Here is a 15,507-nt window from a genome sequence, read left to right as displayed (position 1 = left end):
ATTGAGGATATGATTTCAATCCACGCACTCCATACGGAGTGCGACGTCACTTCGCTGGCGATGATCAAGGTTTCACCGAGATTTCAATCCACGCACTCCATACGGAGTGCGACTGTTATGGGGCGAGGGTCATCGACCTGATCAAGCGATTTCAATCCACGCACTCCATACGGAGTGCGACGAAGAGTTTCTTAATTCCCTGTCTTCCGATTCAATTTCAATCCACGCACTCCATACGGAGTGCGACGTTCCGATCCTACTGCTTCGCTGGAGGCACAGGCATTTCAATCCACGCACTCCATACGGAGTGCGACTAGGGGTCAGTGGTTCGAGCCCACTACAGATCATAATTTCAATCCACGCACTCCATACGGAGTGCGACCTGCATCTGTCGGGTCAGCGCACAAAAGAGACAATTTCAATCCACGCACTCCATACGGAGTGCGACCAGATGCACTTGACGGAGCAATCGCGCGGTTAGGGAATTTCAATCCACGCACTCCATACGGAGTGCGACGAGCGAAGACAAACGAAGGAGGTTACTTAGATGGCATTTCAATCCACGCACTCCATACGGAGTGCGACCGCGGCGGCGACCTCGTAGTTTATGCGCGGAAAGGATTTCAATCCACGCACTCCATACGGAGTGCGACGGCGAAGTCACCGGCGTCATTATCGCGGCCAAGACATTTCAATCCACGCACTCCATACGGAGTGCGACAACTATCGCAGGCACAACGATCACAGCCGGAGCAATTTCAATCCACGCACTCCATACGGAGTGCGACTTTAATCGGACAAGAGGTATCGGTCGAACTATTGATTTCAATCCACGCACTCCATACGGAGTGCGACTTATCGGCAAGCGGTCGAGGACTACATCCTGGAGAATTTCAATCCACGCACTCCATACGGAGTGCGACATTCCAATTTACGTAATTAATTGGACACATTTAGATTTCAATCCACGCACTCCATACGGAGTGCGACTTATACTACGGAGGTGTCAACGAGATGACAACGATTTCAATCCACGCACTCCATACGGAGTGCGACAGCGAAAAAACACGTATCTTAACGATCTGATCCGTCAAAAACACGTTTTTTCACTATTATTCTATGACTTTCCATATCATAATTCAATCTATTCCTATCTGTCTTTTGCCAAAAGGCAATAAAATACCCCTTTTCGACAAAATATGAGGTGCGAATCCCCCAGGGTTTTCATGTGAGCATTACATTCGCACCTGGCTGAGTCACATACCGATTCCCCTAAATAACCTTTTTCATCCCCCCATCCACACCATGACAAAGATCACATCCACTCTACCTGTTCGAGTGCTACAGTTATAAACGACCAATTGACCAAATTAGTAATTAAGTCAATTTCGAATTTACCCTTTAACATTCCATACAACAAGGAGGTGCTTATACCATGAGAACAATCGATCGAAGGCAGCAGGTCATTGACTCTGCTGAGAAATCGTTCGCGCTGTTTGGATACAAAGCCACCACAATGGAGCAAGTTGCGAGACTGGCCAACGTGGGAAAAGGTACGATCTATACATTTTTTGAGAACAAGGAAGAACTATTCGGAGAGATTCTCCACTCGATCATAGCTGATATGAGACAGATCACGGAAGAAACTGTACAGGACGACAATCCATTTCTTGAAAATGTACACCAGAGCATGGACGCTTTGCTGGAGTACAGGGAGGAACACGAGCTGTTGATTAAGCTGTTTCAGGAGGTGAATGAGTTCGGCACGCCTCAAGCGAAAGAAGGACTGCAGAAAGTAGAGACGGCCATTCTCGAATATCTGGAACGCCAAGTTCAGCGCGCCATGGAACTACAGCAGATTCGAGAGGATGATCCCAAACTGGTCTCTTTTGTCCTGCTGAAACTCTATGTCACCTTAACATCCGATTGGAACAAAGGGCATCCTTCGCTGCACAAGGAGCAAATCAAGGCTTTTGTAGGCCTCTTTCTCAAAAGTGGATTATCCCCTACATAAAGAAAGAAGTGTGCTGAATCCTTTATCGATTAGAGATAGATATAGCAACAGAGTCGCGTAATGATGGGGAGAGAACATGATGAAATCATTCACTGTATTTGGGCAGGATTTGAAATCCGCCTTCAAGAAACCAAAAGTATTTATTCCGATTCTTGTGGTGCTGTTCATTCCGGTACTGTATAGCGGTCTGTTCCTCAATGCGTTCTGGGACCCTTACGGCAAAATGAATGAACTGCCTGTCGCCGTGGTCAACACGGATCAGGGGGCAACCTACAATGACAAATCGCTGGAAGTCGGACAGAATCTAGTCGATGAATTGAAAAAGAGTGACGACTTCAACTGGCAATTCGTGACCCGAGAAGAAGCCGAAAAAGGCATGGAAGACAACACGTATTACATGACGATTGTTATTCCGGAGAATTTTTCTGCAAAAGCAACCACTCTGATGGATGACCATCCCGAGCCGGCAGAGCTGATCTATGAACCCAATGAAGGATACAACTTCCTAGCGGGTCAGATTGGCGGGACAGCGGTCAAACAGATCAAATCCAAAGTCTCTGCCAAAGTGACGGAATCGTATACCGAAACGTTGCTCGACCAGGTGGAGAAGATCTCTAGCGGTTTGGCGGATGCCGGAGATGGCGCAGGTCAGATCAACGAGGGTGCGGTTAAGCTAGATGAAGGTGCCTCCAAGCTTAAAGAGAACCTGTCTAAACTGGCCGATGGAACCAACAAACTCGAAACAGGTATTGCCCCGTTAAAGGAAGGCACGAGCACCTTGGCTCAAGGTATTGGTGAGCTTCATGCGGGAGCCAGCTCTCTTTCTAATGGTTTGTCCCAACTAGCGGCAGCAGGTACGAAGCTCGGTGACGGAGCAGCACAGGCTGAAGCTGGCGGCAAACAGTTACAGGCTGGTATTCAATCCACTAAGGAAGGAGCCGCAAAATTGGATGCCGGGCTGGCAGCAACCGAGGAAGGCAGCGCCAAGCTGACCGCGGGATTGCAGACTTCAGTCGGAGGCAGTGGCAAAGTAAGTGAAGGTGCCAAGGCCGTTGCACAAGGTCTTGCCCAATTAGCTGAGGCCAGTCCAGAGTTAGCTGCTAACCCGGCTGTACAGGAGTTGCTGGCAGCAAGCCAGGCTGTTGCTGCTGGTAGCGAACAGGTATATCAAGGCGGACAGCAATTGCTCGAAGGCAGCCAAAGCCTGCAAGCTGCGCAGCAACAGCTGCATCAAGGCAGCAGCCAGTTAGTGCAGGGTGAGCAGCAGCTTTTAGAAGGAGCAACGCAATTGTCTGCTGGACAGGTGCAGCTTGAAACAGGCCTTCAACAATTCAACTCCAAATTGGCCGAAGCAGCTGCTGGCGGAGCCAAACTTTCAGAGGGTTCGAGTCAATTAAACACAGGTGCAGGAAAACTGGTTGATGGGTTGAACCAACTTTCAGACGGAATCACCACCATTGCCGATGGTTCCCGCAAGCTGGATAACGGCGCAGGAGATTTAAAAGAAGGTACAGCCAAGTTGACCGACGGCTCTGGTGAGCTTGCCACCAAACTGAATGATGCCGCGGATCAAACGGGCAGTGTGAAAAAGACGGATGAACTCGTAACGATGTATGCAGAGCCCGTTCAAGTGGATGAACACAAACATAACGAAGTGCCCAACTATGGTACAGGATTCTCTCCATACTTTCTGTCATTGGGGCTGTTTGTCGGGGCATTGATTGCAACGCTGGTTGTACCAACACGCAGCAGCTCGGTTACCGATGCGAGTGGCTGGAATCGTTTTGTGAGCAGAACACTGGCTTTCACAATCATGAGTGCCGTGCAATCCCTGCTCGCTTCCTGGCTTGTCTTGTCTGGCTTGGGCCTAGAAGTTCAAAGCGTGCCTTTGTTCCTTTTATTCAGTTTCGTTACCAGCCTGACCTTCATGTACATCATTCAGGCTCTGGTTACTTGGTTGGAGAATCCCGGCCGCTTCCTGGCGATCCTGATGTTAATCTTTCAATTGACCACCAGTGCGGGTACATTCCCGTTGGAGCTCATTCCGAACTGGCTGAAAGGTTTCAATCCATGGCTGCCAATGACCTATTCAGTAACCGGGTATAAAGCTGTTATTTCGAGTGGACAGTTCAGTGTAGCATGGGATCAGATCGGTATTCTGTGCATCTTTGCGGTGATTGGTCTGGCGGCTACCTTTGCCTATTTCATGATGCATCGCACGAATGAGATTGAAGAAGTAAATAGTGAGGCAGTGCTTCACGTATAAGATGGAAAATAAAAAGCAAGGCATGTTATAAGCAACGTCCTCGCCACAACAACAGCGGGTGTTTGCTTATACACGGCCTTGCTTTTTTAGTGAAGAGACAAAAATGTAGATCGCCCTTCCTCATTCCTCGATCCTAATATGTAGAAGAAACCTCACCACTAGAGAATGCGGCAAATGCAACCAACAGGAACAAAATGATAATCGCATATATCGCCGTGCCAATGATGCCACAAACGAGACCAGCAATGGCGAGTCCTCTTCCCTGTTCCATGCGAAGCCTGATTTCCTTAAGAGAAATAGATGCAAATACGATAGCGACAATCCCAATCAGAAATCCCAAATATGGAATCATGATTGACAAAATTCCTAGGACAAGCGCTGCGATAGACTTGCTATTGGTTTTTGGTACTACATAAGGTGGTGGCGGAAGTGGATCGCTATAATAACGATCCACATCATTCTGACGTTGATCCAAAGGTAAATCCTCCCTGTTTGTTAAGTAGTCTTATTATACTTGATTCGCTGGAAAAATATGCTCCATTATTTGTAAATATTCCGATTTTTTTAAAAAAATAAAGAATATTTTGGAAAGAGAAATTTGAACAAAAATGGTAAACATAACGTCTATAAGTTGTAACCATATTTAAACCCTTTACCTTCTTTGGATGTGGGAAAATATAGATAAAAGGAGTTGTGCAAACAAAATGAAAAAATTGGTATTAGCCGAGCTTGCCTTGCTTTGTTTAATCACAGGATGTAATGGGGAAGATGAAATCCTTCCTGCTAATGTAACTGTAAATGAACAAAGTCCAACATCCCAGTCTGACACAGCCGAAACTAGTTCTCCAAGCTCCTTTAACCTAAGCTATGAAGAAGTTAACATGACACCACTCAATAAGATCAATCTTTCAAAGAACCGCACGATTATTACAAGCAAAATACTGGATCATGTAACCATAGAAATTTATCAATCAGATACAGATAAAGAAGGAATTTTGGCATCCCTTGTTAAAAATTTTAATAGCTATGATGTCGGTAAAATTGGTTATTCTGGAGCTAGTGAAGTGAGCGATTTCACTATTGATAGCGTTGATGTTCTATCTAAATCATATATAAAAATTACAGGTTCAGATGGTGCCAACAGCCCCATTACAGATTATATATCCACTGATTCCATGCCACCAAAACTTTTACGTATAGGTGCTCATACGGTTGAGGCTGATATTGATCAGGATGGAATTAAGGAAATTGTCGCTACTGAGGGTACGGCTGCTGAAACGACCATTTATAAGTTTGTGGATAAAAAGATTCAAGCAATGGATCTGAACAAAATCATGAATGCACCTGTAGTCATTTATGACTCCAAAACCAATACATTTCAAGCAGAAGTGACACAGGGTAACCTTTCCAGATGGAAAATTGAAGATGGAAAACTGCAGCACTTATCTTAAAAAGCCAAATGGCTTTTTTTGTTTTTTATATTGCGTAACGTTACGCTATATGATATTATATCTTTAGAAAGATTGTTTGTTACTTGATAGAGGGGACCTATCTCGGAACAAACGCCCCCATTCTTTCAATACAACTTTGGAGGAATAAAATTATGGCAAATACAGCGACAACTTCTCAAATTACCGGCGATATCTATGGGCTTTATATAAATGGTAAATATATTCTTGGAGATACTTTTTCTCGAGCAGACGCGATCAAAACTCGTTTAAACTATATTTTCTCGGATCCTAACCGTGATTTAGACTTTATCACTCCATCCTATGCTAATGGTGAATATGTCGTATCGTGTCCTCTTGTCCGCAAGAACACCGGACAAGTGACCTATTTATATGACACGAACAGTAGTGATGGGTGGAAACAGTACCCTGCTAAGCTTTATGAACCCACGAATTGGACCAACAGTGGAGGAATCGGTCAAACAGCTATTTTGACGGCTACAGGAGCCATCCCATGGCTTTATGCTCTTACAACTGCGAATGCTATTCGTGCAGCAGTTAACCCTAATTTCGCGAGTGCAGCAAATGATAATCCATTGAAACCATTAGTTGTGCCAAGTAATACGGGTATAAATGTTCAGAGCGTTGTTTCATCCAGTGCACATTGCGCATTTTATGGTCATCCATGCCAGGGAACTTCCGCTGGAACAACCTCCTCTTCCTGCTCAGGTTACAGTGATTTGACAGCATATCAAAATATTTTGAACGTTTCAGTTGGGAATGGAGAAGTGCTTCACCCCGTTGATCTGACTTGTGCAATAACATCTACAAACAGTTGGAGTACGACTTATAGAAACAAATTTATTAAGGTGACCAACCTATCCAACAATCAATCCATTATTGTAAGAGTAACAGATACAGCTCCCGCCAATAAGGGAGTGGAATTGACATATCGTGCCTGGGCTAGCATTGGCAAACCATCTGGATCAAACACAGTTAAAATTGAACTCATGGGTTCGTAATCATATCAAAGTATAGAATGTCAAATAAGATTACTGAACGCGAAACGAGCCTTAGAAGCGATTCTAAAGGCTCGTTTTTAACGTTTTTATAATAGAAACTTTTTTCAGTATTCAGACGCTCTAAAAATGAAAATACTCTTATTTTAAACCCAACTGCTTTCGACAAATTTTGAGGTGCGAATCCGCCAGGAATTTCAATGGAGATTGGCATTTGCACCAGCTTATATCCGGTGCAACAACCTTTACCCTTCTACTTCCACCCGCTGCAAAAACGTGCGCGTACGCTCCAGCTTGGCATTGCCGAAGATCTGCTCTGGAGGACCCGCCTCGGCGATTTCGCCGTTATCCATGAAGAAGACACGGTCCGCGACATCGCGGGCGAAGCTCATCTCATGGGTGACGATCATCATCGTCATATTCTCCTGTGCCAGCTGCTTGATGACGCGCAGCACTTCTCCTGTCAGCTCGGGATCGAGTGCCGAGGTCGGCTCGTCGAACAGCAGAATGTCGGGCTGCATCATCAGTGCGCGTGCAATCGCTACGCGCTGTTTCTGTCCACCGGACAGGTTGGCGGGATACGCATCCGCCTTGTCGGACAGCCCTACTTTACCGAGCAATTCCAGACTGCGCTGCCGGATGATCGCCGAGCTTTCTTTTTTCAACGTCTTCGGTGCCAGTTCCAGATTTGCCTGTACCGTCAGATGCGGAAACAGGTTGAAATGCTGAAAGACCATGCCCATGCGATCCGTAATCTTCCGGATATCCGCGGCACCTGCATACGATCCGTTCTCAGCCAGCGTCTGACCTTGAATGCGAATGGTGCCACCCGAAATATCCTCAAGATGAATCAGGCTGCGTAGCATCGTACTTTTACCCGAACCGGAAGGCCCGATCACAGCAATGACTTCACCCGGCTTCACGTTGAACGATACCTGCTTCAGCACATCAAGTGTACCGAATGATTTTCTTAATTGATTCACTTCTATAATATGTGTCATATGCAGACAGTCCTTTAATTGATGAGATTGGATAACTTCATAAACTTCTGTTCCGTGCGCTTTTACTCAAATATATAACGTTTCTCCAGTGCCTTGAAGAACAAGGTGAGTACCATGGTCATCAGCAAATACATAATAGCTGCAATCAGAAATGGTGTCAGACGGAAATCCCGGTTTACTGCGGCCTGTGCGTAATGCAGCAGCTCAGGTACAGCAACTGCATACAGCAACGCCGTATCTTTAATAAGGCTTATGGATTCATTTGCAGTGGCAGGTAACGCTACCCGAAACATCTGCGGGATGATGACTTTCGTCATCGTCTGCCATTTGCCTAGACCCAGTACCTGTGCAGCTTCATGTTGTCCTTTATCAATCGAGAGCAATCCACCTCTGAAAATCTCGGCAAAATACGCACCATAATTCAAAATAAAGGCCAGCGCTGCCGCCGTGAAACGGTCAAATACAAGATACTCCCCTACCCCTGGAAGCAGCGGCAGACCGAAGCAAAAGAACAACAGCTGAAGCATCAGCGGCGTTCCCCGCATCACATATACGTACGTATGAGCGATCCATGCCAACGGCTTGAATCGGCTTTTCATCAATAAGGTTACTCCAAATCCAAGTGGTACAGACACTATAATGGCCAGCAAAAATAAAAAGATCGTGGTCTGTGCCCCTTCAAGCATTGGCTTCATGACGCCCCATAGATATTCCCAACTCATCGTAATCGGCTCCTCTAATCTGTTAACCCCGCATTCCGCAGGAGACTTGCTCCATTTTGGAATCCGGGGTCATGTTGTTTACATATGTCAGGCAAGTGCCTGGACCTATTTCAAAACTTCATCTTCGCCAAACCATTTGGTGGAAATCTCGGCTGCTGTGCCATCGGCATTCAACTCATCCAATGCTTTTTGCAGCTGATTCAGCAGTTCCTCATTGCCTTTTTTCACACCAATGCCGTATTGTTCCGGAGCAAGGGATTCATCCAGCAGTTTGAACGTTCCCTCTTCCTTGGACATGTAATATCTCGCGACCACTTCGTCGATGATGACAGCATCCAAACGTTTGGTCTTGAGATCGGTCAGGGCCAGTACGTTGTCCGGGAATTCGGAAGCCTTCACTTTATCCTTCAGAGGACTTGCCGCGAGTGCATCTGCCGCAGAGGACAGGGCCTGCAAGCCTACATTTTTGCCATCCAGCTCATCCAGCTTCGTGATCGGGGAGTCCGCGAGTGTGACTGCAACCTGGCTGTTCTCCAGATACGGCTTCGTGAACAGCACTTTATCTTTCCGCTCATCCGTAATCGTGTACCCGTTCCAGATCAGGTCGATTCGGCCGCTGTTCAACTCCGATTCTTTGGAAGACCAGTCAATGGGCTGGAACGTAATCTCTTTCCCCATTTTCTCCGCTGCTGCTCTTGCGTAATCAATATCGAAACCTACAATTTCATTCTTGTCATCCCGGAAGCCCATTGGAGCAAATTTATCATCTATCCCCACAATAATGGCATTATCATCTTTGCTTCCCGAGCTGGAACATCCCGCAACAACAATCATGAATATGCTGATCAATAATAGAAATATCGCTTGTTTTCTCATCTCTCTAACCCCTCCATGTCTATAACCAAAACACAAACGCTTTAGTTCGTTACCACGTTATCAGAGTCTTATAATAACATAGCATAGGAGAAGAGTCGAGCCTCTTACCTTTTCCTTATCTTTGAATCAGCTTAATTGTCAACAATTTGTGAAAAAGCTTCTTTCACTTGTATGGGCTCCACCAGCTTTTTGCGTACCGTTGCATCCCACTCCTCCGGTCCCTGGAGGGTCTTCAGTTCCGTTCTGGCCCATCGCTGGGCAGCCTCACGGCTCAAAGTATATTGAACATTCTCAAATGAATAAAGCACATGCTCCAAATTATCAATCCACACAAAATTGGCGGCAGCGTTATATACAAGTATTCGTTCCAACGCTTCGGGCTTCATCTCGCTGGTATCCATCCTGTAATTGATCTGAGCCGTAAAAGTCTCTGGATACAACTGATACCCATTCAATTGCTCGCTTAGGGGCAGAGCTTGATTTAAATGGCTGAGATTGGAGAAGTCTCCCATATAAGCACTGCGATATTTCGCTAATGCCGCAAAATCATGGGTCAACGGATCTTGCTGCTCTGCTTCATACTGCGACTGCTTCGCCTCTATTCTCGGATTAACGATGCCCTCAACCACAATAACACCAAAAATACCGAGCATGACCAATGCAATAATCCATTTATTCTTTCCTGTCATATGACATCACCTACCTCATACTTGCCTACAATCCGATACGCCCTCTGCACGATCAAAGGAATAATAATACTTAATAAAGGTATGGCAAAAGCAATCGCGATTACCGCAAATTGATAGGGCCCCTCTACCTGTATCGGTCGGCTATACCAGATGTTGCTTCCAAATCGAAGCGCCGCCTGTGTACCCCATAACACAACGATGAGCCCTGCCCATAACCACCACACTCTGCGCGTCCATTGCAAGAACACAGGTGTTCGAATAACGGTGGTGTCCTCTGAATCAGCGGAAGTATTTTTATTTTTCAACATGTAAAACACATACGTTCCGGCCACGATCACACTTATGATCATAAGCAAATTGTTAATGGTTGCGCCCTGGACCATGACTCTCATTGGAATGGTGATGATCCAGGCGATAAGGCTATAGATCAAGGCAGACTGCAACACCGCCGTCCAATAAGGAACGCGTTGAACCCTGCGATGATCACTCATGATCTGCTCCATGCCAGCTACATGCTGAATGGCAGTCTGAAATGCCTGCTCCTCGTCCATACCCTGCTCCATATAATCTTCGATTCGTGCAGCGAGATTACTGTGAATCTCTTCTTTTAACTCTTGATTAGCCAATGTGCCCTGCCCATGATTGAACAGACGATTCACATGGCGGGTAATGCGAGCTTCCAATGTCATATCCCTTCATCTCCCTTTTCCCCGGAAATAATCATGCAGTCAATCAATGTTTTGGCTGCGTGCCAAGCGTGAACTTGCTGTTTATAAGCTTCCTGCCCCTGCGTTGTAATCCGGTAATATTTGCGTCGTCCTCCCTGGGTCTCTTCCCCCCAGTAGGATTCCACATATCCACTCTTCTCCAGCCTTTTCAGACTGGAATAGAGTGTCGGTTCCTTTAATTCAAACCGTTCTCCACTCTTGCGATAGATTTCCTTAATAATGCTATAGCCGTAGTTATCCTTCGGTATAAGTACACTCAGAATAATGGGGTCAATGTTGCCTCGAATTAGGTCACTGTTAATCGCTTGTTCATCCATCTGCCAGATTCACCGACTTTCTTCAATCCTGGGTATACTATAAGACATATTACTATGTCTGTAAAGGTAATATGTATCGCATGGTAAATATGCATTCCAATGAGCAACATTCTTCTCTTGTTCTTCGTCTGGAAGATATTAGGGAGGTGGATAAAATAAAATTCTTCATCACTATGAGAACGATAACTTCATTCGTGTTCCTTACAACATTGCTGATATTATCCGGCTGTAATTCTACTTCAATTAATGGTACAAACGAAACTGCCTCACTCCCACCGACAGTTGCAAAGGAAACCGAAATGGGATCAAAACAGGCTCAGGAACCGGAGCCCAACTTACCTCAGAAACTGCCTACGCCAACTATCCAGAGCGAAAGCGGCATCTCTATTCCAGCTGTACAGGGCAGTTATTGCTGGGGAGGTATATGTGCTGACTATGCTAGCCTAAATTTTGAAGACAAAAGTCCGGTCCAAGTTCTTGTCGGTGAGGAATTATCCATAGACATGGGCATAGACATCCCCCCGGATGTGATAAGTATTTCTGAATATGTGGACAACCGCAATCAACCCATTACTTCAACGGGTGGGACCTTCCAACTTCCCAAGGAACCAGGGACACATTATTACGGAGCATTTGTCCGCTGGTCTTCCCCTCAAGATTCACAGATCAGCCTGGGAGATACTTCTTTTACGTTTGTGGTTCGTGTCGTTGAGAAAGAATAGAACCAAACAGGGCCCCTCCAATACTGGAGAGGGCCCTGTCTACTCTTTATATCTCTTATTCATTGTTCTTAATTTTCAAATTCCGTTTATATCGCATTGCTGTACATCCTGCCTCTATCTATTGCTGCACTTTCTCGCGATCTTTCCCTTTATCCGATTCACCCGCATTTTTGTTGGCGGCGTCGCGATCCTGCTGCATCTCCTCAACGGTTTTCACTTTGAGACGTGCAGCACCTTCATATTCCTTCGTTGGAATCAGGTTGCCCGCAGCGAGTCTTGCTTCTGCCGCGGCAATCGCATCACCATATTGCGGCAACCACTCGGCTTGAGCGACCAGCATTTCGTCAACCATTTGCCAGATTTCTTTTGGATTACATACCGCACCCACGAGTGGGTCCATCATGAACGCCTGACGCAATAGTTTGTCGTCACCATGTACAGCAGCTTCAACCGCAAGCCGTTGTACGGAAATGCTCACGTTACACACGGCAGCCGGACCGAGCGGCAGATCGCCTACATGTGGCATCGAAATGCCGTTGCGGTCCACATATCCCGGTGCTTCGATAATCGCATCATCTGGTAGATTGGAGATCACACCATTATTGACGGTATTAAAGTGTCCGCGGTATACGCGTCCCGTCTCCAACCCTTCTATAATGTAGGAACCATGTTCCCCGCCTCGTTTTTCCGCAATAAATTGCATCGGCTCATCCTTCATCCAGTTCGGGAAATCAGTCTCAAACCAATTTCTACCCTCTGTACATACGCGCAAATATCCGCCTGTCTCACCATTAATCCAGTTGCCCAGATCAATCCAGTCCTTGATCTCTTCCGGACGTTTGCGGTACCAAGGTACATATTCGCTAAGGTGACCATTCGATTCCGTACTGTAATAACCAAATCGGCGCAGCATATCGATCCGCACTTTCTCGGTACGGCTATACTCCGGATGTTTCTCGAAGGCTTCGAGCAAATCGCCTGTAAGATCTTTACCTTCATGGGAAGCCTTGATATACCAGGTCTGATGATTAATACCGGCACATACAATATCCACTTCATTCATTTTCAGTCCAAACGCTTCCGCAATCTGGTGATGCCCGTGCTGTACGCCATGACATAGTCCGATCGTACGCACGCCACCGTACTTGTTGCAGGCCCATGTCAGCATAGCCATCGGGTTGGAATAATTGAGGAGCAGCACATCCGGTGCGCTTTGCTCACGAATATCTTTGCAGATGTCGAGCATTTCGGCAATTCCGCGCTGTCCGTACATGATCCCACCTGCACACAATGTATCGCCGACACATTGATCTACACCATATTTGAGCGGAATATCCACATCGGTTGCAAAAGCTTCCAACCCACCCACACGGATTGTACATAGTACATACTTCGCGTCCTTGAGCGCTTCTCTCCGGTCCGTTGTCGGCTGAATCTGAATATTCAGTCCATTCTCGCGGATATCCCGCTGACATAGCTCGGTAACCATGTCCAGATTGTGCTGATTGATATCACAGAACGCAATCTCAATATTGTTGAATTCCGGTACCGCGAGCAAATCCCGCAGCAACCCCCGTGTAAATCCGATACTGCCTGCCCCGATAAATGCCACTTTAAACGACATGCATAGTTCCTCCCGTAATCCGAGTATATTCGCCCCGGTTAATGATCTCACTTCATGAAATCATTGTAGCAACGGGTTGTAAGGAAGCGTTATCAAAATCATGACCTCTTCACAGCAAGGTTGTCAAAAATCCTCACTTTTACATCCACCGCGCCGTACTTTCCAGATAAACTGCACGATTTATTCTTCAGCGGGATAATGACTGACATGTCGCTCCATCGAGGAACGGAATTCAACCGGCGTTCGGCCAGTATATTTCTTGAATAACATATGAAAATATTGTCTGCTCCCCACGCCCACGTAATCGGAAATTTCGGAGATTGGAATATTTGTCTGTTGCAGCAGCATCTTCGCCTTTTCCATTCGTAGCATCGTGAGATAATCGGTAGGCGTGCGCTTTGTGTGCTGGCGAAAAATACGGTGCAAATAGCCTGGATGCAGATTCACCGCAGCCGCGATATCCTTCATTTGAATATTTCGATCCATATTGTGATGCATGAATTCAATCGTCCGTTTCACGTACAATTCCGTCTGATCCAGCGCACTTCGGTTGATTTCCCCGCGAAGTCTTGCGACCCGAACCAGCAGTTGGATAAACAACGTGCGTACCAGCGTCCCTTGTTCAGGCGACTTCAAATCACGGGCTTCGCGATGATGCGAGCGTTCCTCCGGCGGGATGATCCGCATGGTTGCAGAAGATCGTCCTTGCTCCATAAGTCCACGCTGATCCAGCTCCAGCACCAGGCTTTTCATAATATGGTACACCTCCTCCGGGTCAGGCAAAACCAGATAAGGCGAGGCTTGTGTTAGAAAAGCATGGACTTCTTCCTCTTCCAGCGCGAGCTGGCGAATGGAAGGCTGGCCTGGCTCTGATCTGGCAACTCCAAATTCCACATTCAGCATGCGGCACGGGACGCCATCTTTCACCAGCAGACGGTGTGGAACCCCCGCGTCCAGCAGAATGAACTGCCCTTTTTTCAATACTGCCTGTTCCGAGCTGCCATCCGGCATCTGTACATCGACCCGGCACATTCCCGAAATAATGTACATGATCTCGGTGGAGTCATGATCGTGATAGGACATCTGGTAGTTGTCCCATTGCTTGTAATAATATGCGTAGAAACGCGGTCCATAGTCCTCCATGCGCAGTTTCTCCTGAAACAGACTGCCTGTCCAATGTTTTGCTTCCAATGCCTGCACCTCCGTTGCTGCAACAATCCTCACTTTTCTCCATTGTAGCAAGTCTCGGCGATGTATAGCATCATGTAAATGAAAAACATTGCGATTATAAATTAGATAACTATATAATTAGTTGTAAATCTAATCAATTTGATTTTTATCCAATCTATAAGCGGGAGGTCTTGAGGGATGAAAACTACATTTTTTCTGGTGAGACATGGGGTCAAAGAAAAGCGCATCGGTGATGTTTCCATCACATCCGAAGGAGTAGTGCAAGCTAAGTCGACAGCACTTTATTTGGCTAACGTACCTGTCACCAAAATCATTGCAAGCTCACTTCGAAGGGCGATTGACACAGCGGCGCATATTGCTCTTCAAACAAACGTTACAGTGACGGAAGAACAGCGTCTGCGAGAACGCACCAACTGGGGTGACCTGCCTGAACAAACATTTGAAGAATTCATCGCAATGTGGGACCGATGCACAAGCGATCCAGACTACCTCCCACCCGTTGGCGACTCATCAAAGCAGGCAGGCGAACGCTTAGCCTCTTTCCTAACGGAATTGACGAATGTAGAGCCACCAGATAGCCATATCGTTATCGTTACTCATGGCGGGTTAATTACAGATTTTCTGGTAAACACATTCCCAGAGCATGAGCTTAACGTCTGGCATCCTGATTTTATCACGATGCAAAGTCAGTTGATTCCCGAATGCTCCATCACCACATTGATTCATGAAAACGGGAAGTACACCATTCAAGATTTTGCATCTGTTGAACATTTGAATTGATGATTCCGTCTGTTGTTTCGGTTTAGCCATATCAAAAAAAACTCCGGGTAACCTCCCGTACGCCTAAACGCACTGAGGTTACTCCAGAGCTTCACTATTTACGTTTCCCA

At 46.3% G+C, this 15,507-nt stretch carries 15 protein-coding genes and 1 CRISPR repeat array (1 of these 16 cut by a window edge); of the genes, 6 read left to right on the top strand and 9 right to left on the bottom strand.

Annotated features, from left to right (window positions below):
- Positions 1–1,056: a CRISPR direct-repeat array (repeat unit 33 nt; unit sequence ATTTCAATCCACGCACTCCATACGGAGTGCGAC) (it extends 2,153 nt beyond the left edge of the window).
- Positions 1,057–1,435: 379 nt separating this feature from the next.
- On the top strand, positions 1,436–2,014 hold the full coding sequence (locus ACFVQB_RS11285; protein WP_379438414.1) for a TetR/AcrR family transcriptional regulator: 579 nt from the start codon (positions 1,436–1,438) through the stop codon (positions 2,012–2,014).
- Between the two features lie 79 nt (positions 2,015–2,093).
- Positions 2,094–4,280, top strand: coding sequence for a YhgE/Pip family protein (locus ACFVQB_RS11280; RefSeq protein ID WP_379439656.1), 2,187 nt, complete (start codon positions 2,094–2,096; stop codon positions 4,278–4,280).
- A 133-nt stretch (positions 4,281–4,413) separates the two neighbouring features.
- Here ACFVQB_RS11280 and ACFVQB_RS11275 read toward each other — a convergent pair whose 3' ends face one another.
- Positions 4,414–4,755, bottom strand: a complete 342-nt coding sequence (locus ACFVQB_RS11275; RefSeq protein ID WP_379438411.1) for a DUF4190 domain-containing protein — start codon at positions 4,753–4,755, stop codon at positions 4,414–4,416.
- Between the two features lie 229 nt (positions 4,756–4,984).
- On the opposite strand from ACFVQB_RS11275, the gene ACFVQB_RS11270 reads away from it, so the two are divergent.
- Positions 4,985–5,731, top strand: a complete 747-nt coding sequence (locus ACFVQB_RS11270) for a hypothetical protein (RefSeq protein ID WP_379438409.1) — start codon at positions 4,985–4,987, stop codon at positions 5,729–5,731.
- A 152-nt stretch (positions 5,732–5,883) separates the two neighbouring features.
- A complete protein-coding gene (locus ACFVQB_RS11265; RefSeq protein ID WP_379438407.1) occupies positions 5,884–6,750 on the top strand; it encodes an RlpA-like double-psi beta-barrel domain-containing protein in 867 nt (288 codons plus the stop codon).
- A 242-nt stretch (positions 6,751–6,992) separates the two neighbouring features.
- Here the strand turns inward: ACFVQB_RS11265 and ACFVQB_RS11260 are convergent, their stop codons facing one another.
- The 6 genes from ACFVQB_RS11260 to ACFVQB_RS11235 all read right to left on the bottom strand — a co-directional run bounded on the left by ACFVQB_RS11260 (position 6,993) and on the right by ACFVQB_RS11235 (position 11,080).
- On the bottom strand, positions 6,993–7,748 hold the full coding sequence (locus ACFVQB_RS11260) for an amino acid ABC transporter ATP-binding protein (RefSeq protein WP_379438404.1): 756 nt from the start codon (positions 7,746–7,748) through the stop codon (positions 6,993–6,995).
- 62 nt (positions 7,749–7,810) lie between these two features.
- On the bottom strand, positions 7,811–8,470 hold the full coding sequence (locus ACFVQB_RS11255) for an amino acid ABC transporter permease (RefSeq protein ID WP_379438402.1): 660 nt from the start codon (positions 8,468–8,470) through the stop codon (positions 7,811–7,813).
- 105 nt (positions 8,471–8,575) lie between these two features.
- On the bottom strand, positions 8,576–9,346 hold the full coding sequence (locus ACFVQB_RS11250) for an amino acid ABC transporter substrate-binding protein (RefSeq protein ID WP_379438400.1): 771 nt from the start codon (positions 9,344–9,346) through the stop codon (positions 8,576–8,578).
- A 131-nt stretch (positions 9,347–9,477) separates the two neighbouring features.
- Positions 9,478–10,035, bottom strand: coding sequence for a DUF4825 domain-containing protein (locus ACFVQB_RS11245; RefSeq protein WP_379438398.1), 558 nt, complete (start codon positions 10,033–10,035; stop codon positions 9,478–9,480).
- Positions 10,032–10,724 carry a permease prefix domain 1-containing protein gene (locus ACFVQB_RS11240; RefSeq protein ID WP_379438396.1) on the bottom strand — a complete coding sequence of 231 codons (693 nt, stop codon included), beginning with the start codon at positions 10,722–10,724 and terminating at the stop codon, positions 10,032–10,034. Before ACFVQB_RS11240 ends, ACFVQB_RS11245 begins: the two co-directional genes overlap by 4 nt.
- Positions 10,721–11,080, bottom strand: coding sequence for a PadR family transcriptional regulator (locus ACFVQB_RS11235; RefSeq protein WP_379438394.1), 360 nt, complete (start codon positions 11,078–11,080; stop codon positions 10,721–10,723). The genes ACFVQB_RS11240 and ACFVQB_RS11235 overlap by 4 nt, the downstream gene beginning before the upstream one ends.
- A gap of 299 nt (positions 11,081–11,379) precedes the next feature.
- On the opposite strand from ACFVQB_RS11235, the gene ACFVQB_RS11230 reads away from it, so the two are divergent.
- Positions 11,380–11,802, top strand: coding sequence for a hypothetical protein (locus ACFVQB_RS11230; RefSeq protein ID WP_379438392.1), 423 nt, complete (start codon positions 11,380–11,382; stop codon positions 11,800–11,802).
- Between the two features lie 118 nt (positions 11,803–11,920).
- Here the strand turns inward: ACFVQB_RS11230 and melA are convergent, their stop codons facing one another.
- On the bottom strand, positions 11,921–13,426 hold the full coding sequence (melA, locus tag ACFVQB_RS11225) for an alpha-glucosidase/alpha-galactosidase (protein ID WP_379438389.1): 1,506 nt from the start codon (positions 13,424–13,426) through the stop codon (positions 11,921–11,923).
- 180 nt (positions 13,427–13,606) lie between these two features.
- On the bottom strand, positions 13,607–14,569 hold the full coding sequence (locus ACFVQB_RS11220; protein ID WP_379439654.1) for an AraC family transcriptional regulator: 963 nt from the start codon (positions 14,567–14,569) through the stop codon (positions 13,607–13,609).
- Positions 14,570–14,794: 225 nt separating this feature from the next.
- Here ACFVQB_RS11220 and ACFVQB_RS11215 point away from each other — a divergent pair, with 225 nt between their 5' ends.
- Positions 14,795–15,397: a histidine phosphatase family protein gene (locus tag ACFVQB_RS11215; RefSeq protein WP_379438387.1), complete on the top strand. Its 603-nt coding sequence runs from the start codon at positions 14,795–14,797 to the stop codon at positions 15,395–15,397.
- The last annotated feature ends 110 nt before the right edge of the window (positions 15,398–15,507 follow it).

Origin of the sequence: Paenibacillus sp. NPDC057886 (assembly GCF_042796655.1) — a bacterium.
Taxonomy (GTDB): Bacteria; Bacillota; Bacilli; order Paenibacillales; family Paenibacillaceae; genus Paenibacillus.
This window is presented reverse-complemented; position numbering and strand designations above follow the sequence as displayed.